The sequence below is a fragment of the Psychrobacter sp. 72-O-c genome, assembly GCF_904846605.1.
In the GTDB taxonomy this organism is placed as follows: domain Bacteria; phylum Pseudomonadota; class Gammaproteobacteria; order Pseudomonadales; family Moraxellaceae; genus Psychrobacter.
Genome location: NZ_CAJHBI010000032.1, coordinates 11964 through 34470, shown reverse-complemented (window position 1 = coordinate 34470; position 22507 = coordinate 11964). Strand labels below are relative to the sequence as shown.

The 22507-nt window shown below is 43.1% G+C and carries 15 protein-coding genes, 1 tRNA gene and 1 pseudogene; 6 read left to right on the top strand and 11 right to left on the bottom strand.

The features are described 5' to 3' along the window. Positions 1-166 precede the first annotated feature (166 nt). Positions 167-1102, top strand: a pseudogene (locus tag JMX97_RS11175) (IS3 family transposase); the annotation flags it as partial. A gap of 43 nt (positions 1103-1145) precedes the next feature. Here the strand turns inward: JMX97_RS11175 and JMX97_RS11170 are convergent. From JMX97_RS11170 to JMX97_RS11135, 8 genes are all read right to left on the bottom strand, one after another. Next, positions 1146-1382, bottom strand: coding sequence for a hypothetical protein (locus tag JMX97_RS11170; protein WP_227671573.1), 237 nt, complete (start codon positions 1380-1382; stop codon positions 1146-1148). Positions 1383-1552: 170 nt separating this feature from the next. Beyond that, a tRNA-Ile gene (locus tag JMX97_RS11165) sits at positions 1553-1629 on the bottom strand. Between the two features lie 95 nt (positions 1630-1724). Continuing rightward, complete coding sequence (locus JMX97_RS11160; RefSeq protein WP_201558163.1) at positions 1725-2531, bottom strand: pteridine reductase; 807 nt, start codon at positions 2529-2531, stop codon at positions 1725-1727. A gap of 92 nt (positions 2532-2623) precedes the next feature. Next, positions 2624-3829, bottom strand: a complete 1206-nt coding sequence (locus JMX97_RS11155) for a tRNA nucleotidyltransferase (protein ID WP_201558162.1) — start codon at positions 3827-3829, stop codon at positions 2624-2626. Positions 3830-4024: 195 nt separating this feature from the next. Further along, entirely contained in the window at positions 4025-6361 is a 2337-nt protein-coding gene (locus JMX97_RS11150; protein ID WP_201558161.1) for an NADP-dependent malic enzyme, read from the bottom strand. A 411-nt stretch (positions 6362-6772) separates the two neighbouring features. Next, the gene (locus JMX97_RS11145; protein ID WP_201558159.1) at positions 6773-8269 is read right to left on the bottom strand and encodes a protein adenylyltransferase SelO; all 1497 of its coding nucleotides are present in this window, start codon (positions 8267-8269) and stop codon (positions 6773-6775) included. A 340-nt stretch (positions 8270-8609) separates the two neighbouring features. Further along, positions 8610-9806 (bottom strand): acyl-CoA desaturase, encoded by a 1197-nt coding sequence (locus JMX97_RS11140; protein WP_201558165.1) that lies wholly within the window; start codon positions 9804-9806, stop codon positions 8610-8612. 527 nt (positions 9807-10333) lie between these two features. Next, entirely contained in the window at positions 10334-11209 is an 876-nt protein-coding gene (locus tag JMX97_RS11135) for a glycerophosphodiester phosphodiesterase (protein ID WP_201558157.1), read from the bottom strand. A gap of 398 nt (positions 11210-11607) precedes the next feature. Here JMX97_RS11135 and JMX97_RS11130 point away from each other — a divergent pair, with 398 nt between their 5' ends. Then, on the top strand, positions 11608-12558 hold the full coding sequence (locus JMX97_RS11130) for a hypothetical protein (RefSeq protein ID WP_201558155.1): 951 nt from the start codon (positions 11608-11610) through the stop codon (positions 12556-12558). Positions 12559-12681: 123 nt separating this feature from the next. On the opposite strand, the gene JMX97_RS11125 is transcribed toward JMX97_RS11130, so the two are convergent. Beyond that, positions 12682-13347: a cob(I)yrinic acid a,c-diamide adenosyltransferase gene (locus tag JMX97_RS11125; protein WP_201558153.1), complete on the bottom strand. Its 666-nt coding sequence runs from the start codon at positions 13345-13347 to the stop codon at positions 12682-12684. A gap of 294 nt (positions 13348-13641) precedes the next feature. On the opposite strand from JMX97_RS11125, the gene cysS reads away from it, so the two are divergent. The 4 genes from cysS to glmM all read left to right on the top strand — a co-directional run bounded on the left by cysS (position 13642) and on the right by glmM (position 20691). Next, the gene (gene cysS, locus JMX97_RS11120; protein ID WP_201558164.1) at positions 13642-15117 is read left to right on the top strand and encodes a cysteine--tRNA ligase; all 1476 of its coding nucleotides are present in this window, start codon (positions 13642-13644) and stop codon (positions 15115-15117) included. Positions 15118-15254: 137 nt separating this feature from the next. After that, the gene (locus JMX97_RS11115) at positions 15255-17294 is read left to right on the top strand and encodes a mechanosensitive ion channel family protein (RefSeq protein ID WP_201558149.1); all 2040 of its coding nucleotides are present in this window, start codon (positions 15255-15257) and stop codon (positions 17292-17294) included. Between the two features lie 382 nt (positions 17295-17676). Then, the gene (guaB, locus tag JMX97_RS11110; RefSeq protein ID WP_201558144.1) at positions 17677-19149 is read left to right on the top strand and encodes an IMP dehydrogenase; all 1473 of its coding nucleotides are present in this window, start codon (positions 17677-17679) and stop codon (positions 19147-19149) included. Between the two features lie 168 nt (positions 19150-19317). After that, positions 19318-20691: a phosphoglucosamine mutase gene (glmM, locus tag JMX97_RS11105; protein WP_201558138.1), complete on the top strand. Its 1374-nt coding sequence runs from the start codon at positions 19318-19320 to the stop codon at positions 20689-20691. Positions 20692-20915: 224 nt separating this feature from the next. Here glmM and JMX97_RS11100 read toward each other — a convergent pair whose 3' ends face one another. Together JMX97_RS11100 and JMX97_RS11095 are read right to left on the bottom strand one after the other, a co-directional pair. Then, positions 20916-21155: a hypothetical protein gene (locus JMX97_RS11100; protein ID WP_201558137.1), complete on the bottom strand. Its 240-nt coding sequence runs from the start codon at positions 21153-21155 to the stop codon at positions 20916-20918. Between the two features lie 279 nt (positions 21156-21434). After that, positions 21435-22355 (bottom strand): LysR family transcriptional regulator, encoded by a 921-nt coding sequence (locus JMX97_RS11095; RefSeq protein ID WP_201558136.1) that lies wholly within the window; start codon positions 22353-22355, stop codon positions 21435-21437. Positions 22356-22507: the final 152 nt, after the last annotated feature.

Below are 22507 nucleotides of genomic sequence, written 5' to 3'. Positions count from 1 at the left end.
GGGTAAACAAGCGGTGAGAAATTGCTCACCAGTTGGGCCGACGACATTGAACCCAGTAAAAGAGCAGAAACAGGATAAATTAAAAGCCGCTTAAACCGGCTTATGGTGATAACTAGCTTGATAAACTTCGTTAGTGACGCAAGTCAAAGGGCTATGCCCGCAGTGACAGTTAGTGAAGTACGCCTTTATCGAAGCTAACCAAAGAATCTTTAGTATCACTCGCATGTGCAAAGTATTAAACGTTAAGCCGTCAAGCTACTACGATTGGGTGAGCCGCGGTCTCAGTGGTCAGCAAATACATCGCAACCAGTGTGAGCTCCTGGTTCGTGTGGCTCACGATGAGACCAAGCAGCGCTATGGCGTTGATCGCCTGCAAGCTCACCTAAGTAAGCAAGGCCATGATATCAGCCAATACATGGTCAGGAGTATTAAAGAGGAACATGATATTAAATGCCGCCGTCATAAGCGCTTTAAAGTTACTACTGACTCCAATCACAACAAACTGGTTTATCCAAACGTACTTGATCAGAAGTTTGATGCTAAGTGTCCTAACGAGGCGTGGGTCAGTGACATCACCTATATTTGGACAAATGAAAGCTGGTTGTACTTAGCAGGCGTTAAAGACTTGTACACTAAAGAGCTGGTCGGCTACGCCATCAATAAGCGCATGACGGCTGATTTAGTTTGCAAGGCACTCAATATGGCAATTAAGAACAAACGACCCAGTAGAGATTTAATTGTTCACTCTGACAGAGGCAGCCAGTATTGCAGTCATGCTTATCATAAAATTATCAAACAGCATAAGTTCAAAGGTTCCATGTCACGACGTGGCAACTGCTTTGATAACGCGCCGATAGAGAGCTTCTGGGGCATATTGAAGAATGAGTTGGTGTATCACCAAGACTATAAAACAAGATTTTCAGCCATCAGTGACATTATTGGATATATTGAGCTATATTACAATGAAGAGTGATTAGTAAAGCACTGCTTTGTAGCGACGCAAGGCAAGAGCTGTGCTCGCAGTGGGACTAGGATTCAAAAGGGTTTGGGCTATAAAACGCCAAGACAGATGTGGTTTGACTTTTATCGTCAGGCTGCGTAACTAAAATCTCCCAAGTTTGTTTGTACGGATTTGACGGCAGGGGTCAATTCGCCATCATTATGCTAGCTTTTTCACGTGCTTCGGTTAGCGTAATTAGATGAGTTTCTTCTACCTCATCTCTATATAGTTTTCCATTAATGCGTTTATGTAATGTATAGCGTTTAGATTGCTTACCAACACGTAGCGCAAAACCAGTTAATACATCGTCCATGTAGATATCAGTACCTTTGGTGGTATAGTCTACTGAATCGATAAATTTCTTTGTAAGTTTTACCTTCATATCTCACCCAAAGTATGATTAATAACTGTGATAACAGTATTCATCATACTTGATTTGCTAAGGGTGTCAAAGTATCAAGATAGTATCAAATAATTTTTATATAATTGTATTTTACTAGAATTTAAGCAATAAAAAACCCTTACAAGCCAATGGCCGTAAGGGTTTAAATTTGGTGGGCCCAGTAGGACTCGAACCTACGACCAAAGGATTATGAGTCCTCTGCTCTAACCAACTGAGCTATGGGCCCTAACGGTAGACGCATCATGATACCTGATTTTTTTAGTTTTTCAAGTAAAAGATATTAAGTAGTTAGTATTTTGTGCAAATATGATCACCTGCTCCTTAAATATTACTACCAGCCAAAGTCAGACTGCGACCACCATCAACAGTGATAATCTCACCAGTGATATAACTGGCCTGTGCTAAATAGAGCACACTATGTGCAATATCATCAGGCGTTCCTATCCGCTGCATAGGGATGGAGGAGATTATGTTTTCTTTCTGACTGTTATCAAGCGCTTGATCACTATCAGTTTCCGGTAATATATTTACCCCAGGGGCGACCCCATTGACGCGAACAAGAGGTGCCATATCCAGCGCGAGAGATTTTACCATCATCCGGTGCGCGGCTTTTGCCATATTGTATACGGCATAATTGCTAAACGGTTTATCATGAGCATGAATATCAAGTAAGCTAATAATACTACCACCCTGAATCTGCAAATAGGGGTGTAATGCTTGGCTGAGGAGCAAGGGTACTTTGGCATTAGTCAGAAAAAGCTCATCCCATTGCTCATAATCAATGTTGCCAAGTGGAGTGGGATAAAAACGCGAGGCGTTATGTACCAATACATCAAGCTGACCAAAAGCCTCCATTACGGTTTCGGTAAATTGATTCAAAGCATCGCAATCATTGACAATTGCTAAATCGGCGGTGATTACGGTAGCACTGTCGGCGTGAATCTGATTAAGCGCATCTGCCAGCGCATTGGCCTCTAACTGGCTATGATGATAATGAATGATGACGCGATAGCCTTGATGATGTGCGGCACGAATAATAGCCGCACCAATACGCTTGGCGCTACCGGTGACGAGCATGACCGGCGCTAGCGTGTTGATTGATTCGGAATGGTTGGATAGCTGATTCATAACGATACTACTTATTCAAGTTATTCAAGTTATTCAAGATTACTTTATTCAATTCAATATTATTTTATACACTCTTATTTATGAGTTATTTTCTATGGTTTGTTTTTGGTTGTGCTCTGTGCTTGTAAATGCTCAATTCGCGCTTGACGTAGAGCCGCTCCAATAGCTGGTCCTTCAAGATTGGGTGCAATGTCGCCCATACTAATGGCATGAAAGCTATTGAGTGCTAACATCATCTGACGGTGTTGCTGTGACAGTTGTAATACATGGCTAGTCACTAATAGCTGCGAGAGTCTATCCGGCTCTTTATGGGCGCCACACGCTTGCATAAGATCAACTTTTTGTGCCGCTGTCAGATCATTTATTGCGCTTAGTTTTGCGGCTTGCTGAACGAATAGGGTAGCAAGCTGGGTTTGCGCTTTAGGTACCTTAGCAGTGTTGCCTATACTAGCAATATTTTTGGCGGCCGAATTCGTTTTCTTAATAGTGTCATCAATAGTACTTTCTAAATGGAATAACGACTGATCAAGACTCGCCATCAATAGTGACCAACGCTGTGATAAATTTAAGCGCATTTGACCGGCGAAATAGAGCGCGGTTTGAACCGTCTCTCGTACTTGTCTATTGCCCCAAGCCTGATGTAGAGAGGCAAAACAAACGGTTAATACGCCGCTCTCAAACAGTTGCTGCCAATAGACATGAGGGGAGGTCTGCATCATGGCCCGGCTTGACTCTTGCCAAATACGCTCAGCACTCAAATGCGCAAGCTCACCAGAGCTTACCAATTGCCGCATTAAAGTTAAGGTCTCATCAGCGATGGTAAACCCTAAGTCATAATAGCGTCCATAAAAGCGCGCCGTTCTAAGAACCCTTAGCGGGTCTTCGCTAAAAGCACTTGATACATGGCGCAATGTTCTGCTATTAATGTCTTCTAGTCCATCATAATAATCAATTACTTCACCGTTAATAGGCGTATCGTCCGTGAGGCTAATTACTTCAATGGCCATCGCATTGACGGTTAAATCACGGCGTTGCAAGTCGTCCGCTAAGCTGACTTCTGGGCTGGCATGGACACTAAAGCCCTGATAACCATGGCCAAGTTTACGCTCAGTACGCGCCAGCGCATATTCTTCCTTACTGGTTGGATGCAAAAACACTGGGAAGTCTGCGCCTACTTGATGAAAGCCTGCTGCTAGCATCTCGGCAACGGTCGTACCAACTACTACAAAGTCTTTATCCTTGATAGGACGCCCTAACAGCTGATCACGCACTGCACCACCAACGAGATAGACTTGCATCGTAACCTCTTTTATTTACTGTTATGAATTAGTTTTAGAAAATTTTGATATACTAATTTCTTGCTACGCTAATTATTGGCCCAAAAAAAACCAGTCAGCGCCCTTATTACAGTGGCATTGACTGGTTTTAGTATAACAGACTGCTACCATTAATTAATAATAGTAGCCAATCAGCATGTTACTTATACTGTTAGATTATACATTATTGGCCGATGCTGCTTCGTCTTCTAAATCTTGTGCTTCAGTCACGGCAAGAGCGGTCATATTGACCACACGACGCGCTGTCGCTGACGGCGTTAAGATATGCACAGGTTTGTTGGCGCCTAACAAGATAGGACCAATAGACGCGCTGCCCGTTGCTGTCTTGAGCAGGTTAAAGGCAATGTTCGCCGCATCAAGCGTTGGCAAAATGAGTAGGTTCGCAGCGCCCTTAAATTGACTTGATGGCAAGTCTTCTATACGAATACGTTCGTCAAGAGCCGCATCGCCTTGCATCTCACCGTCAAAATCAAAATCGACATTCATATCGGTCAGTAACTGATACACTTTGCGCATTTTGACAGCGCTGGCACGATCAGAAGTACCGAAGTTTGAATGTGAGACTAAAGCAACCCGTGGGGTAATGCTAAAGCGGCGTAATTGATCAGCGGCTAATACCGTCATTTCGGCCAATTGCTCGGCAGTAGGGTCTTCATGAATATAAGTATCCGCAATAAAGATATTGCGGTCTTGCATTAAGACGGCATTCATTGCGTAAAAATTGCTAACACCTTCTTTTTTACCAATAACGTTTTGAACGTATTTTAAATGAAGTTGATAGTGACCAAACGTACCACAAATCATACCATCAGCATGGCCATTTTCGACCAGTAGTGAGCCAATCAAAGAGGTTTTGCGTCGCACATCACGACGGGCAAGCTCGACACTGACCCCATTACGTTTGTTTTTATTGTAATAGCCCTGCCAGTAGTCTTTGTAGCGTGGATCATCATCAATGTTAACAATAGTGATATTTACGCCATCCTTTAAACGTAACCCTAGCTTTTCGATGTTGTTTTCGATGACGGAAGGACGGCCTACTAAGATTGGTTGGGCCAGCTGTTCATCGACGACGACTTGTACGGCTAGCAATACATTACTGTCTTCACCTTCGCAATAAACGATACGTTTTGGATCTGATTTAGCGCGAGCAAAGATAGGCTTCATCACAAACGCTGAGTTATAGACAAACTCTGATAGACTCTGACGATAGACATCAAGATCTTCAATAGGTAACGTTGCAACACCTGAATCCATAGCGGCTTTGGCGACGGCAGGCGCGATTTCAATGATAAGGTTTGGCTCAAGTGGACCTGGGATTAGGTAGTCTCGGCCAAAGCTTTGCATGCTTTCAATGTCTTTGACGTTTTTAGTGGGGGTCGCCTCAACATGCGCCATAGCAGCAATAGCACGTACACAGGCAATTTTCATCTCTTCGTTAACGGTTGTAGCGCCGACATCTAACGCACCGCGGAAGATATAAGGGAAGCATAAAGCGTTATTTACTTGGTTCGGATAGTCTGAACGACCGGTTGCCATAATGACATCTGAACGTACAGAGTGCGCCACTTCAGGCATAATTTCGGGCGTTGGGTTGGCCAATGCAAAGATGATAGGGTCTTTAGCCATACGGCGAACCATATCACCGGTCAAAGTGCCAGGCATAGATAACCCTAGGAACATATCCACGTCATCTATGAGCTCATCAATAGTGCTGGCCTCAGTATCACGGGCGTAGAGCTGCTTTGATTCATCAAGGTTTTCACGGCTGGTAGTAATAATACCGCGTGAATCCGAAACAAAGATATTGTCTTTTTGAACACCCAGCGCGCAAATAATATTTAGGCATGAAATAGCCGCTGCGCCTGCACCTGAACAAATGACTTTTAAATCTTCAATTTTTTTGCCAGTAAGCAATAAAGCATTGAGCATCGCGGCAGCAACAATGATTGAGGTACCGTGTTGGTCATCATGAAAAACAGGAATGTTCATACGTTTGCGCAATTCGCGCTCGATTTTGAAACATTCTGGGGCTTTAATATCTTCTAGGTTAATACCACCAAACGTGGGCTCAAGAGCAGCAACGGCTTCGATGAATTTGTCTGGATCATTTTGGGCAATTTCAATATCAAAAACATCAATACCAGCGAATTTTTTGAATAAAACCCCTTTACCTTCCATCACCGGCTTTGATGCCAAGGGACCGATATTACCCAAACCCAATACCGCAGTACCATTAGTGATAACGCCAACCAGATTGCTACGTGCCGTATATTTAGCCGCTAAAGTAGGGTCTCTTTGAATCTCAAGACAAGGTACTGCAACGCCTGGCGAATAGGCCAGTGCTAGGTCACGTTGGTTGGCCAGCTGCTTGATAGGCGTGACTGAGATTTTACCCGGTCGTGGGTGTGAATGATAATGCAGAGCCGCTTGTTCAAACTGCTCTTTTTCGGTATTAGGGTTATCCGTATTCAAATTGGTATCGTCATTCATAGTAATTGCCATGGTTGGAATAAATTGGAATAAAGCAAATGGTGGTAAAAAAACTAACGTTTATGCTTCAAAAATGCCCCTATCTCAAAAACATTTAGGCCTCAAAATAATTGTTGAATATGATGATCAGAGGGCTTCTATCTAAAGGGTATCGTTAAGTTAATAAGGTAGTGCAGTGTGCCGCTCAGTCAATAGACATCAGCGTAAAAAAAGCAATCTTGCAAAATAGTTATTCTAGCACTTTTAACAATTCACTGGCTAGTCAAGCAAGATTAAAGATGCAAGTTATATAATAAATTGATATTCATTATTTAGCCAGTTGATAATGCTAAAAAATGTGTTTCTAAGTCGTCATCAATAAGCTAAGTCAAATAATTATTATCGATGTATGAGGAACAGCTGCCACCGACTTTACGATGAACAGCTAATTGGCATTTGCGGCGCATTAGGAGCAGGCGGTCTGCTGTCAAGTTCGGTGGCAATATCTTGTACATTGTAAGGGCTGGCGAGCAAGGTATATAAACGGTCCACTTCCTCAAATTGTCCTTGTTCTGCCGCGTCTATAGCGTGCTGAGCCATACTATTCCGCAAGATATAAACCGGGTTATTTGTCTGTAGCTCGTTAACAACTTGGTCGTTTGATACTTGTTCGCTTGATAAATGGTCCAGCTGCTCAATCTGTGCAAGGTAGCGAGCACTCCAGTCTTGCCATACTTGTAGCGGCTCACCGTCAAGCTCAGTGATCATCGTGGTAAGTAGCTGCTGCTCATAAGGATGGTCATTGGGGGCGATCAAACCGAGTAGCGCCCGAAAGCTGTTGGTATAGTCGAGCAAGTTATCTTCTAATAAAGTTAACCATTCAAAGGCTAACTTTAAACTTTCAGGCTGATGCGGTAGTCCGAGCTTGCGGCACAGTCCTTGCTGATAATGCTGCATAAAGGTGGGCTCATAAGGGGCTAAGCACTCGGCCAAACTGTCACGAGTAACGCCAGCTTGGGTTAAGCGCATAAAGTGAGGTAGCCAAACATTAAGGTTCCAATGTCCGATAGCTGGTTGATTTTGGTACGCATAACGTCCCGTATGATCAGAATGATTGTTGACCCAAGCCGGATTAAAGCGCTCCATAAAGCCAAACGGGCCAAAGTCCAAAGTGCTGCCAGTAATAGACAAGTTATCGGTATTCATTACTCCATGGGCAAAGCCAATCAGCTGCCAGTCAGCAATCATTCGAGCTGTACGTTCTACCACTGCTTGCAAAAACGCCAATACCGGTTTTTCACTGTTACGGCACTCTGGATAATAAGCATCAATCATATAATCGGTAAATTCACCCAGTAAATCAGGGGCAAAGCTGGCAATCCACTCGACATGACCGAGGCGAATATGGCTGTCAGCGACGCGCATCAATGCGGCACCAGCTTCCATACTCTCACGACGTATAGGCGTATCAGATACCACGAAGCCAAGCGCATTAGAGGAGGGGATATCGAGCTGAGTTAGCGCATGACCACATAGATACTCACGGATTGTGCTTCGTAATACTGCTCTTCCATCACCCATTCGTGAGTAGGGCGTCAGACCACAGCCTTTTAGATGCAAATCTTGCAATTGATCATTATTATCGAGGACTTGTGCCATCAATAAGCCGCGGCCATCACCCAATTGTCCAGCCCACTGTCCGAACTGATGACCGGCATAGGCCATGGCCAACGGTTCAAACTCGGCAGGCACATAATGACCACCGACAATGTCAACCCAGAGCGCCATTAAATCGCTATCTTCTGTCCAGCCTAATTGCTGCGCGACTTGCGTATTAAAATGACCAACACGTGGGTTATTAAGTGGCGTCGGTGGCTGCTTGTGATAGAGGCGAGGATCTAATTTGCCATAGGTATTTTGATAGCGCATATAAGCGATTCCTATTAAAGTATAAGTATTGATATACAGGTGTTGATTTATGAGTATTGATATATGAGAAGGTAATAAAACTACTATAGCATAGCATCAGTGCTGCACCTGTTTGCTCTGTCCGCGTCTTGTAATCTATTTTTGCTTAGCTTGTTCTATGGTTAATCCAATTCAAAAACAATTCGATGTTACTGGCCTACTGAAATGAATTTTTTGTAATCTCTGTCCCGTTTGCAAACAGCACGCAAGGAAATGAAGCGTAAAAAAATCCCCCTATCTATAAAAGACAAGGGGAAGGAGAAAGCTCATAATAAAGGTGCTTAGTTAACTTTATATAGATTTAAGCGGCTTTACTGCTGTGGCCAATAGAGCGAAACGCTATTTTTAAGTTATCGTTATGCTCAAATATTTTCTGTTCAATCTTGGCATATTCAAGCTTAAGCTTTTCATCAGCTTCATGTAAGCGATCTGCAAATTCAGTCTTTTTAAGCTCAACAGATTTTGCTTTTAGCGCTTGCCATTCTTCTACGGTCTGCGTAAAGGCATCGTATTCAAACTTAATACGATCTTGGAAGCTTTGCATCGCATGAGGAGTATCAAGACCAATCGCATTAACGGTGTCGATTTGTTGCTGCGCTTTTTTAAACTGCATTTGCACTTCAGCATGCTTGATAGTCGTATCATCAATGGTACGTAATTCAGTTGTTAAACCCACTTTTGATAAACCGGCAATCAGCCATTTGGTTGGGTCGTATTGCCACCATTTCACACCGTTACGATAGTCGTATTGGAAGAAGTGATGATAATTGTGATAACCCTCGCCCCACGTGAAGATTGCTAACATAAAGTTGTCGCGGGCACTATTGGTATCGGTATAAGGCCGCGTGCCAAACATATGACAAAAGGAGTTAATAAAGAAGGTAAAGTGATGGGTCAGCACCAAACGTAGCAAACCGACGAGGACCAAAGCACCCCACACATCACCAAGTAGCCAACCAATGGCAGCTACTAAGCCGACGTTGGTCGCCAATACCCACAAACCATAATATTTATGCTGAATTTGTAATACTTTATCTTTGGTCAAATCAGGGATATTCTTATAGTCAAACTTACCACTGGGATAGTTGCGTAGCATCCAACCTACGTGGCTAAACCAAAAGCCGCGTTGCGCCGAATACGGATCATCTAAGCGGTGATCAACATGACGATGATGGCTACGGTGACCAGACACCCAGTCAAACGCCGAGCCCTGTACCGCTAGCGTAGAGCCAAGCAATAGAAAGTTTTTGACTATGGGATGTGCTTTATAGGCACGATGGGCCAACAGACGGTGATAGCCTGCAGTAATGCTGATACCTGTCCACACCATAAAGGCGCCAAATACGCCCCAAACGGGAGCGCTGACTTGGTGAGTCATTAGGTACCACGGGGTAATGACTGCAGCAGCAATCGGCGTCGCTACCAAAATAGTTGCGGGTATCCAGTTAATCGGCGCTTTTGTGAACTCGAGCTCACGAATATCGATTGCCCCATTCATAGACACGTCGCTATTCTTGTTAGATGCAGACGCATTATTGACATAGTTGCTCGTCGCAGCGCGCTCCCCATGAAGTGCGCTATCCGATTTATTAACATCGAAGCGTGTCTTAAAACGTGTCACCTGAGTGGTGGCAGTTTGTACCAGCGTGTTACCAGATTTGATAGCGAAACGTAAGCCTTTAAGCGGTAAGCCAAGTGCTTTTTTTGCAATCATATAATATCCCTAACGGTATTAATTTAAGCCTCTATATTACAGTAAAAAGATACTAAAGTGAACACCTATACACTATAAAAATCTTGCTAAATAACAATAACTTGTATGGATTATAGAATATATTTCCGTAAATATCTCGTTACCTATCAGGCATTAAGCAAAAGTGTAAGTAACATTGGGGATATGTTGGTTTCTTAAGACCATATTGAGGAGTAAATATAAGAGGTTTAGCATAGTAATAATGATTGGTTTTTCTGTCAGAATTTGGCGTTAATTAAGTAGTTATAACTAAGCTAGCACGCCCTAGCCATTCACAATAACTGGCTTGGAATATCAGTAATGATTACATCGACTTGCCACGTTATCAGTTGTTTAATCACTTCAATATCGTTGACGGTCCACGCACTTACTGGCAAATTATAACGATGACAATGCTCAATCACTGACTGACTAAGTAGCGGATAATAGATACCAATTTGGGTACAGCCAAGTTGCAATGCGGTATTGGGTGCGGTCACCAATAATTCTGGTGTGCGTGTCAGCAAGCCACGCGGGATATGAGTCAATAATCTATCGCGTTGTAGCTGAGCGAGGAGCTGCACATCGAAGCTGGTGAGTACAATAGGTAGGCCGGCAAGTGGACTGTCTATTAAGTAGCGCTTCAACGCTTTAATTAATTTTGGATAGTCAGTGCGGTTGTGGGTTTTTATCTCCAGCTCAATATGAGTAAACTCAGTCAACGCATGAGTGGGTAGCTTCAAATCGGTGGTCTCGGTTAGAGAAGGCTTATTAGGCAAACCCAATAAATTATTTTGCGCGCGTCTCTGTGCTGTTGACAACACTTGTGAAGCAGATGACTTCAAAACGGATGGTCTGTCAGCAGATGTGCTCAGTGCCTGCGATAACTTATCTAAGGTAATGATTTGATGGCCTGACTGCAGGTGACGCTGAATCTCAATAAGGTTAAGCTGATCAATGCGGGATGGTAGACCGCATAACCGCTGTAGGGTCTCATCATGAAAAATAACTAAATGCCCATCAGAGGTCAGCTGTACATCAAACTCGATCCCTGCCAAACCGCGCGGTTGTAAACGGTGCGCATGTTCAAAGCCGGATAAGGTGTTCTCTAGCACTTCACTACGAGCGCCACGATGACCAACGAGACGGGTGTTTTTAAAATTTATCATAGGCTATTATTATCGACAGTTTTATTTAATATTTTTAATGTATTTTATAAGAATCATTTTATAAATTTTTGTGGAAAATGTACGTAGTTATGGGTTATTTAGCATTGGCCTGAGCATTTAATAGCAAGTTCAAAGGCTAAGTAACAAGCTTAACTATTGATTGTGTCGTTATAAGCAACTTCTACCCTGAGGTTTGTTATGTTTTTGCAACTAAAGACAGGTTTTGGGGTCATTGATAGATTTTATTTGTATATCAATGGGCTACACTAATGACCATCTCATTCAAACCCCGTATAATAGCGTGATTTTCAAAGCTATCGCGGCTATTGTTGCGGTATGAATGACAAATACTGTCCATTGAGAGTGGTATGGATAAGTAAATCGGGAGCAAATTGAGTATGAGTGCAGCGAATAAAAAATGGATCAAATGGCCACAAGTGGTTGGTATCAGTCTGATATGTGGCATAGCCGTTGCCGGGTGTAGCCGCTCAGATGAAGTTGACGATGCTGAAACCATAGATGCGACTACTGAGCCAGCGGCTAATGATAGCGCGGTAGCGCCTGTCATCAATTGTGATGACCCGATGGTACAAGATCGCCTCAAAAATACTCTCAGGAACACGCTCAATCAGCAAGCGCAAGTTTTAGCTGCCAGCTATGCTAATGATGCAGAAATTAGCCTAAGCAGTGCTACAGTTAGTGGCAAAATAAACGGCATCTTAATCGATGTGCAAAATGCGGCAATATTACAAGAAGCCAATGATAATGGACTGACAACTTGTCAGGCGAGCGTCAGCATGACCTTGCCTAGCGAAGACTTGTATCAAGCCAGTCAATTACAGGCAGCGAACAATCAGCCCAGCCTACAGACTCGACTAGCCCAAGACAACATCCGTATTAATAATAATATGCTCGTTGATGATACCTTTACTTATGTCGTTGGCACCCAAGGTGGTCAAGTAGGAATACGTATTGCCGGACAGCCAGCACTGATTACGGTAGTATCAGATGTTATGGCAGGCTCAGTACTGAAGTCCGCTATGGAGAGCCAGCGGGCGCAGCGCTCAGCTCAAGAAGCTGAACGTCGCCGTGAAGCTGCTCAGAATAATAACGAAAACCAGACTATTCGTCAGCCTAAACCTGCGACGCCATCTGCACCTGCTCAGCCTGCAACGCCGCCTACTATTAATCAAAACAGCAATCAAAGCAGCAGTCCGAGTGAACCTCAAAATGCTGTGACGCCGAGTACTGATGCTAAAGAACTGGCTACGCCTGCAGCACCAGCATCTGTTCCTAAAGATGACAGTATTGATATGGTGATCATTGAAGATGAGAGCGCCACTTACTAAATACTTAGTCTGCTTTTGATCTAAAAACCTAATTTTGATTTAAAAAATGGTATAAAAATAAAACGCCCGCAGCCTTATAAAGGTTGCGAGCGTTTCACATTTAAATGACTGAGTTTTAGCCCGTTATTTTTTAGTATCCGCACTAGTATCCGCATCAGTTTCCACAAAATCTTGCAAAACTTTGCTGTCCCATAGTACTTCAGAGACCTGTTCAGGGTCAGTACAGAATCGCGCTGCTACAAATAACCAGTCAGATAAGCGGTTGACTAAGCCAACCGCAGTACTACGGATCGCCTCTGGGCGTTGTTGCTGTAATAACACCGCTTGACGTTCGGCACGGCGGCAGACACAACGCGCGACGTGTAGTTGGCTGACCAGCACTGAGCCTGTCGGTAAGATAAAATCTTTCAACGGCGGTAAAGTGGTATTCATGGCATCGATCTGCTGCTCCAACCATTCTATATGGCTGGCGTGCACCGCTTCATATTCTGGCATCGCAAGCTCACCACCGACATTAAATAATAAATGCTGAATAATAACCAATGCTTGGGAAAAATCCGTATCTGCTTGTTGCTGTAGACGTTCAGGCAGCTTTTGCATACTAGCATCAGACGCCACTAGGGCTTGCGAGAAGTGGGCGCGTACCAGTCCGATATGCGAGTTAAGCTCATCAATATCACCCATCACGCTGAATAAATTATCAGCCTTACTGACGCGGCTACCATCGGCCATACCGGTGCTGCCATCGTCTCCGGTACGGGTATATATTTTAGTTAAGCGATTGCCCATTATTATTCCTTATTTGTTTTACAGTTATTTATAGTGCGGCTTATGTAGAAAGATAAGTGGTTAGCATTCAGTATTTATAAGTGAGCACTTACGATTGGTAGGACCATTGTAGTATTTTACGGCTGTTTTCGCTAAGATAGATTTTTGTTAAAATAGGGCGTCGGCTATTAAGCCATTAATAAGTTGGCGCAAATATTGTCTGGTTGACGATGTTATAGCAAACTTCGAATACTTTACTTTTTATTACTATTAACATTGTTATTAATAATTTTTTACTTACAAGGCTATTTTATGATGACCACACCTCTTGCCGATGCCATGCCGCAGCTGTCCATTTATGATTCGATGACAGGACGCAAGCAGACGTTCACACCGCTTAACGCCGCCAAGGTGGGCATGTATGTGTGCGGCATGACCGTTTATGATTATTGTCATATTGGTCATGCGCGAGTGCTGGTTGCTTTTGATTTGGCCGTACGTTGGCTCACGCAGTTGGGTTATGAGGTCAATTATATCCGTAATATTACCGATATCGATGACAAAATCATCACCCGTGCCGCAGAAAATGGCGAGGATATTAGCGTACTAACTCAGCGTTTTATCGAAGCGATGCATGAAGACGCCGCTGCTCTTGGTTGCTTAACCCCTGATGCGGAACCACGCGCGACTGATCATATTGATGAGATGCAGCAGATGATTGAGACCCTAGTCACCGGTGATTATGCCTATCCTGCTGATAATGGCGATGTCTATTATGCCGTCGATAGCTTTGCTGACTATGGCAAATTGTCCAAGCGCAACTTAGATGAGATGCAGGCTGGATCGCGGGTAGAGGTTGAAACCGTTAAGCGCAATCCATTTGACTTTGTCTTATGGAAAGCAGCTAAACCTGACGAGCCGCAATGGGCGTCACCTTGGGGTCAAGGTCGTCCTGGCTGGCATATCGAGTGTTCAGCGATGTCGACCAAATGCTTGGGCAATACCTTTGATATTCATGGTGGCGGTCATGATTTACAGTTTCCGCATCACGAGAATGAGATTGCGCAGTCAGAAGCCAGTACGGGTTGTGAATATGCACGCAACTGGATGCATGTGGGCTTTATCAATGTCGATGGCGAAAAAATGTCCAAGTCTTTGGGTAACTTCTTTACCATTCGCGATGTAATGGCAAAATACCACCCTGAAACCGTACGTTACTTTCTACTATCCAGCCATTATCGCAGCCAAGTAAATTTCTCAGATGTATCACTAGATGAAGCACATAATAGCCTAAGTAGATTGTACCATGCTCTAAAAATAGCTGAGCAGCAAAAAGGTGAGACCTTAACGATTAATGATACTTCTGTTAACAATACTGTTATTAATGAGGCCTATGCCAGCGCCGCAGGGCAAGACTTTATTGCCGGCATGAACGATGATTTTAATAGCTCAGCTGCTATCAGTGTCTTATTTGAGCTGGCACGCGATATCAATAAAGCTATTAAAGCAGAAGACGTGGAAAGTGCGTGGCAATTGGCGCAGCGGCTAAAAGCTCTGGCAGAGGTACTCAATATATTACAGCAACCGGTAACGCAGTTCTTACAAGCGGTGATTGGTGATGAGCAGGATTCAGGCTTTACTGATGCGTCTATTGATAACTTAATTATTGAACGCGCCGATGCCAAGGCCGATAAAAACTTCGCTCGTGCCGATGAGATTCGTGTGCTGCTAAAAGACGCTGGCATTGAGCTAGAGGATAGCCGTACTGGAACCACGTGGCGTCGGGCTTAAAGGTGTTGTTATCGTGATTATAAAAGCTATTTTTCGCTATTAAATACGAATACTAATAAATTAAGTCAGCTTACGCTGGCTTTTTTTTGTGGACTGTTTTAAATTGGCTTAATATTTAGGTCAATAAATTCAATGCTATGAAAACCCATCGTAAGCTTATCAATACTAAAACTGGTCATCCCTGTACGCATCATGCTGAATTAAAAGTAGCGGATAGTAACCTTTATGCTTGCCACATTAATGATCTTATTAATAATAATGGCCGTGGTATAAAGTTATTGATTGGCTTTTTAATAGCATTGTTCAGTATTTTTTATGTGCCTGCCAGTTTTGCTAGTGCTGCCGATGCTACTAGTGAGACTTCTCAACAAACTGTTAATCAACCAAGCAACTCGCAAGCGACAGTAACTGCTAAGCCAGATAATTTTGCTGATTATACCAAGCAAAAAATTGAAACTATTAAAAACAAAGATATTGATCTCTCTGAGATAGCTCGTGAAACGATGAATCCAGTTGAACAAACTGCGGTACAGCAAGCAGGGCAAATGCAAGGGGATAGTGCTCTTACTGGAGAATATAACGAAAGTTACTATCCTTTAACCAAACTCAATAGTGGTTTGCCGCTATTATCTGAACCCCCTAACTTAGAAACCCCACTTGCCACTTTGGAGTTTTTTCAGTCAGCGGTTATGAAGCAACAATTTGATTTGGCCGCTTATGCACTAAATATGAACCTGATTGATAGTGAGGTGCAGCTTAGTCGATCGCTTGAGTTGTCTAAGCGTCTAGATTTTTTATTAACCAAAAAGAAGCTTTATGTGTTTGATAAGTTGCCCGATCGCCCCGATGGTTTGATTGAACCACCTCTTGGTAGTAATAATAGCGTGACAGGCATTCCCAGACGTTCTATTCAGCTCGGATACATGGAATACCGTGAGCGCCGCGTACCGATATATTTACAGCGTGTGCGCGTTGAGGATGATGCGCCGATTTGGGTGTTTTCTGCGCAAACGGTCGGTAATATCGACAGTCTTTACGATCAGTATCAACCCACGCAGTTTGAGCGTTATTTACCTACTTGGATGGGGCTGCGGTTTTTTAGTATTGCAGTATGGGAATTTTTAGCGCTCGTTTTATTTTTCTCATTTACTCTGGGCGTGGGTTGGTTACTGAGTAAAGGAACCGAAAAAATTATCAACCGGTTTGCAGCCGATAAAAGCTACACTATCTATGTTGGCAGTAGCAATAGTGTGGCGGACTTAGTCAGTAAGTTGACCGTGCCGTTGACGTTTACCGTCAGTTTTTCTTTAGTATTCACTCTAGTCTCCGGTGGCTTTCCTTATTTAGATGCCGTGGCGTCCTCCACCCGTCTGATTATTTGGATTGGCTTGGTATTCAGCACGCTGTGGCTCGGAATACGAGTCATCAACTTCTTTGCCAATCGTTATCAAGACTTACAAATTGAAAATCTAGGCGTTGAGCAGTTCGATAAAGTGCGTCGTCGTCGTACTTATGCGTCAGTATTTCGGCGCATGTTTATTTTTGTGATGATTCTAAGCAGTATTTGGATTGGCCTCAGTGAATTTACCAATATTGATGGGCTTGGTAAAACCTTATTGACCTCAGCAGGTATTGCTGGTGTGGTTATTGGTATTGCCGCGCAGCCTAGCTTGGGCAATATTATCGCGGGCATACAGGTAGCGATTACCCAACCGGTACGGATTGGCGATACGGTGATGATGGAGGACAACTGGTGTACGGTTGAGGATCTACGCTATACCTATGCAGTGCTAAAGACCTGGGATGAGCGCCGCTTAATTGTCCCGATGCGCAATCTTATTACCGAAATTATAGAAAACTGGACACATACCGAAGTGCATCAGACTGGTGTGGTGTATTTGTATATTGATTATGGTGCTGATATTGATGCCATTCGGCAAAAGTATATTGAAGTGGTCAAGGCGAACGAGTTATGGGATGGAGAGTCGGAGCCTGAATTATTTGTAGTATCAGTCAGTGAAAATAGCATCAAAATAAGGGGCAGTCAGGCCGCCAATAGCCCTTACAATGCTTGGGTATTAGCAAGTGGCGTGCGTGAGAAGATGCTCAGCTATATTCATCAGGAACAAAAAGAGTATCTGCCAACGGAGCGTTTTACCCTCAAAGACAGTCATTAGTAGACACATTTTTAATAGTCATTATCCCAAAAGTTGTTTTAGTAGCACGAGTTATAGACCTTGACTATTTAAATGTCGATTGAGTATAAAATATCAGAATACAGGTACGCCGTTGTAAAGTAAGCTGACAAAACTATTATGCGAAAGGCGGGCTTATTTGTTATAATGTGGCGTTATTTTTAAGGGATAACTGAGTCATTAAGAAGCGGTCGATGCTACATTTGCATTACCGCGTTACTGATCATTAATTGAAACAGCCTTTGACTCTAGTAAGCGCCTATACCTAGAATCTGTATTTAGCGTTTGCTGACTGCCATACTGTTGATTGAGGTCCTTAATACTGAGCTCCCACCCATCAAAATAACCACCGCTAGGGGTATGTATGTTACGTATTGTCCATGAAGCCTTCACCTTTGATGACGTTTTATTGTTACCAGCCTATTCTGAAGTTCTGCCAAAAACTGCCGATCTGTCTACTCGCCTGACTAAAAGTATCACTTTGAATTTACCGCTAATTTCTGCTGCTATGGATACGGTTACTGAGTCTGAAATGGCCATTACTATGGCACAGTTAGGTGGGTTGGGTATCTTGCATAAAAGCATGGATATCGATAAGCAAGCTACTCAAGTGCGCCGCGTCAAAAAATTCGAAGCGGGTACAGTAGTTGATCCTATCACTGTCCATCCAGAGATGACTATTGGTGAGCTATTAAGATTGACCCAAGATAATAATATCTCGGGTGTGCCTGTAGTAGAGAAGGGTACTGATAAAGTTGTCGGTATCGTTACCCATCGTGACTGGCGTTTTGAAACCAATCTATCATTACCGGTCAGCCATATCATGACCCCAAAAGAACAGCTGGTCACCGTTCATGAAGGTGAAAGTAACGAGAATATTAAGAAACTACTGCATGAACACCGCATCGAAAAAGTCATTGTTATTGATGATGACTTTCGTCTGCGCGGTCTGATTACCGTTAATGACTTTGCTAAAGCTGAAAACAACCCAAATGCTTGTAAAGATGATCATGGTCGCTTGCGTGTTGGCGCGGCCGTCGGTACTGGCGCAGACACCCAAGCGCGCGTTGAAGCATTAATCGCTGCTGATGTAGATGTTATTGTTGTTGATACGGCGCACGGACATTCAAAAGGCGTGATTGATAAAGTATCTTGGATTAAAAAGAACTTTCCACATGTTCAAGTCATCGGTGGCAATATCGCAACGGGTGATGCGGCAAAAGCCCTACGTGACGCTGGTGCTGATGCCGTTAAAGTTGGTATCGGTCCAGGATCTATTTGTACTACCCGTATTATCGCTGGTATTGGTGTGCCACAAATATCAGCTATCGATAGCGTAGCTAGTGCATTGCAAGACAGCATTCCACTGATTGCTGATGGCGGCATTCGCTATTCAGGGGATATGGCAAAAGCTATCGCTGCTGGCGCCTCGTGCATCATGGTTGGTTCACTAATGGCAGGTACAGAAGAAGCGCCAGGTGAAGTTGAGCTGTTCCAAGGCCGCTATTACAAAGCCTATCGCGGTATGGGCAGCTTAGGTGCGATGTCAGGTCAGAACGGCTCATCAGATCGCTACTTCCAAGATGCCAAAGATGGGGTCGAAAAACTCGTCCCAGAAGGCATTGAAGGTCGCGTTCCTTATAAAGGTCCAGTGGCAGGTATCGTTAACCAATTGGTTGGCGGCTTGCGCTCGTCAATGGGCTATACTGGCTGTGCGACTATTGAAGAGATGCGTAGCAAACCTCAGTTTATCAAAGTCACCTCGGCTGGCATGAAAGAATCGCATGTCCATGACGTTCAAATTACCAAAGAAGCACCAAACTACCGAGTCGACTAAATAACAGTGGTAAAAGCGTGAATCTTTATATTTCAGAGATTTTAAGATACAAACAGCCCACAATGCTCGTTCATTGTTGGCTGTTTTTTTTGTAAAATAAGACAGCAGTAGATACTCTAGCCTGCGAGCACGTCTGGCCTTTCACTTTTAACATAAGGATTATTAATAATGAGCTACTTTGGCACCGATGGTATTCGCGGCAAGTTTGGCAAGATGCCTATTACGCCCGATTTCATTTTAAAATTAGGCTATGCGACTGGACAGGTGCTAATAGCAAATAACGATAATCCTGAGCGCAAACCCAGTGTAGTCATCGGTAAAGATACTCGGCTTTCAGGCTATGTGATTGAAGGGGCACTACAAGCCGGCTTTAATGCGGCAGGCGTAGATGTACATTTGCTAGGACCTTTGCCGACACCCGCTATTGCTCATTTGACCCGCAGCTTTCATGCGGATGCTGGCGTGGTCATCTCAGCGTCGCATAATCCCTATTATGATAATGGTATCAAGTTCTTTTCAGCGGACGGTAAAAAGCTGACTGATCAGATGCAAAACGCAATCAACGATAAGCTACAAATTATTATGAGTGCGGCGGACGATGAAGGTGATAGTTTATTAATGCCTATACTTGATCCGGCACAGTTGGGTAAAAATTATCGAATCGGAGATGCCAAAGGCCGCTATATCGAGTTCTGTAAAGGCAGTTTTCCTTATCAATACGATTTAAGTCAGTTAAAGATAGTATTAGATTGTGCAAACGGAGCCGGCTACAGTGTGGCACCAAGAGTTATGCGTGAGTTGGGCGCCACGGTGATTGCTATTAATAACACACCTGATGGTCTCAATATTAATGCCGACTGCGGCTCCACTCATCCTGCAGGTCTGCAACAGGCAGTCTTAGATCATGATGCTGATATTGGTATTGCGCTGGATGGTGATGGCGATCGTATTGTGTTAGTTGATGAAACGGGCAAGCTAGTCGATGGCGACGGCATCTTATATGTACTTGCCACTCAAGGTCAAACGCCCGCAACTGGCGTGGCCGGTACGCTAATGAGCAATATGGGTTTAGAGTTGGCATTAAAAGCAAAAGGTATTGATTTTGTTCGTGCAAAAGTAGGGGATCGCTATGTGATGCAAGAGCTTGAAGCCAAGGGTTGGATCTTAGGCGGTGAACCGTCAGGACACATTCTCTGTTTAGATAAGAGCCGCACCGGTGACGCTATCATTGCAGGCTTGCAGGTACTGGCAGTAATGCAAGAACGAAATAAAGCACTCAGCGACCTAACCGAAGGCTTTGAAGTATTGCCGCAAAAGCTGGTTAATATACGCCTAGCTCAGATGCAAGATCCTTATGCGCATGAAGAGTTAGTTTTAGCTTTTGATAAAGCGCAGGCCCTTTTAGAGGGACGTGGACGTCTGCTTATTCGCCAATCAGGTACTGAGCCCATGATTCGGGTGATGGTCGAGTCAGATGATGAAATAGAATGCGATGTGATGGCCAATGATTTGGCAGATCATATCAAAGCGGTATTGAGTTAATATAAAGATCAGCTACAAAAATTAGCAGCTTAAGAAATAACTTAAGTCTGCTAATTTTTTGTCTAGCGTTTTTGTTTAAATAATGACAGTTAAGTCGTAGATATAAAGAGCAGTTTCCAAACATAAAAATGGCCATAAGCCATCACTTGATAAAGGCTAACTAGTAACTAAGAAGCTATGTTTTATAACGACTCAATTGTTGTATCCTAATTAAAAATCTTACTTCACACGATACTTTTATCAGATATTTCATCAAACCGAGCTTTACTGCTCTTGGCTGTCATAGAGTCAAAGCTCACATATATACCATTATCATCTAAGGTTGCATACCAATGGTCATCATTACTGGCCGTTAATACCTGAAAATACTTGTCATTAACGATCTTGCCTACGGTGTAGGTTTTACCTTCCAAGTAAAAGTCATTGCCTTGAGTACATACTAATTTATCACCAGTATTTATCATGTCTTCTTTCTTCCTCTGTTCGAAACTGTTCGTGACGCATAGACTATCAATTCAGAGTATTACAATAAAGATGACTTTAGATGCAATCTATTATCATTATGTAAGAAGTATTTAGATACTGTATTACTAATGCCAAACTATTGCTGACGAGCCTTACAAACAGTATTACGCTTACCGCAGCACACGTATAACTTACGCCAAGAACAACTGCCACTATTTATCTACAATAATATCTCAATGTTTAACAGCCTTTAGTGTGGTCTCTATAATTGATACCCATTAATCATTTTGCGTCTGTTCAAATAATAAATCAGTCATCTGAGCTAAAAAATCTCCCACGTGTTTATGCAAATTTTCTCTATATGCCCAATGGTGCTTCACATCGTAGCTTGCTTCTTCAGGCAATAAAATTTTAATAAGTCCCATTCCTTCATAATGCTTTGCCAAGTCGTTGGGTAGATAGCCGACGTGATGGCCGGCAAGAATAAGCTGTGCGGTGGCCTCCATATGGTAAGTGGTGGCAGTTAACTTCCTAGGACGAATATGATTAATCTTATGATCTACGATATAGCCTCTTTTGACCCAAGAGTATTGTTGTTCTAATGCCTCAAAAGTTAATACATCCGTTTGATGGAATAGCTCATGCTCCCGTCCACAGCACACCACTTGCTTTTCAATAAACGCTGGTTTAAAAGTCAGCAAAGGCGGAAAGCTACCAAAATAACCAACCCCAATGTCACTTTCATTGCCAATTAGGTTCTCTAACATGCTTTCTGGACTCTGCACGTCAATAGAAAAGTGTATGAGAGGATTTTTACGGTAACTTGCTGAAAGACATTGACGTAAAGCCTCATAAAAAGATGTGGGCAGCTGGTCTGCCAAACACAATCGAATATGACCACCACGCACTGAATCCAATTGACGAATATAATGTAGCTGGTGCTCGAAATTTGCGACCGCTTCTTGAAAGCTTAAGCAGGCCTCATAAACGGCAATACCATCTTCTGTAAGTTTAAAACCGCCACGGCCACGATGGCATAACGTCATTCCTAGTCGATCCTCTAAATGCGAGAGATGGCCACTGATAACGGAGAGTGTAATATTTAATCGAGATTGGGCAGCAGTCACGCCCTGACATTCCACGATAGCCATAAAGCTACGTAGGGTTTTAATGTCTATTTTTATTAATTCATCGAACATAACTACTCACGCTATATAAAAGAATAAATTTATTAAAAAAGAGAAACTATTGGGTTTAATCCGTGTTTTCAATCCGTACTTTAGATGTCTCTAAGACTCTCATACTGTATATGCTAATGAAGAGCCAGTTAAAGAGTTACTTAATAAAAAAT

Bases quoted from the DNA above. Each gene is read 5' to 3' on its own strand.
- JMX97_RS11170 (WP_227671573.1), bottom strand. From the start codon at position 1,382: ATGAAGGTAAAACTTACAAAGAAATTTATCGATTCAGTAGACTATACC.
- JMX97_RS11160 (WP_201558163.1), bottom strand. From the start codon at position 2,531: ATGAATCAGCTATCCAACCATTCCGAATCAATCAACACGCTAGCGCCG.
- JMX97_RS11155 (WP_201558162.1), bottom strand. From the start codon at position 3,829: ATGCAAGTCTATCTCGTTGGTGGTGCAGTGCGTGATCAGCTGTTAGGG.
- JMX97_RS11150 (WP_201558161.1), bottom strand. From the start codon at position 6,361: ATGAATGACGATACCAATTTGAATACGGATAACCCTAATACCGAAAAA.
- JMX97_RS11145 (WP_201558159.1), bottom strand. From the start codon at position 8,269: ATGCGCTATCAAAATACCTATGGCAAATTAGATCCTCGCCTCTATCAC.
- JMX97_RS11140 (WP_201558165.1), bottom strand. From the start codon at position 9,806: ATGAATGGGGCAATCGATATTCGTGAGCTCGAGTTCACAAAAGCGCCG.
- JMX97_RS11135 (WP_201558157.1), bottom strand. From the start codon at position 11,209: ATGATAAATTTTAAAAACACCCGTCTCGTTGGTCATCGTGGCGCTCGT.
- JMX97_RS11130 (WP_201558155.1), top strand. From the start codon at position 11,608: ATGAGTGCAGCGAATAAAAAATGGATCAAATGGCCACAAGTGGTTGGT.
- JMX97_RS11125 (WP_201558153.1), bottom strand. From the start codon at position 13,347: ATGGGCAATCGCTTAACTAAAATATATACCCGTACCGGAGACGATGGC.
- cysS (WP_201558164.1), top strand. From the start codon at position 13,642: ATGACCACACCTCTTGCCGATGCCATGCCGCAGCTGTCCATTTATGAT.
- JMX97_RS11115 (WP_201558149.1), top strand. From the start codon at position 15,255: ATGAAAACCCATCGTAAGCTTATCAATACTAAAACTGGTCATCCCTGT.
- guaB (WP_201558144.1), top strand. From the start codon at position 17,677: ATGTTACGTATTGTCCATGAAGCCTTCACCTTTGATGACGTTTTATTG.
- glmM (WP_201558138.1), top strand. From the start codon at position 19,318: ATGAGCTACTTTGGCACCGATGGTATTCGCGGCAAGTTTGGCAAGATG.
- JMX97_RS11100 (WP_201558137.1), bottom strand. From the start codon at position 21,155: ATGATAAATACTGGTGATAAATTAGTATGTACTCAAGGCAATGACTTT.
- JMX97_RS11095 (WP_201558136.1), bottom strand. From the start codon at position 22,355: ATGTTCGATGAATTAATAAAAATAGACATTAAAACCCTACGTAGCTTT.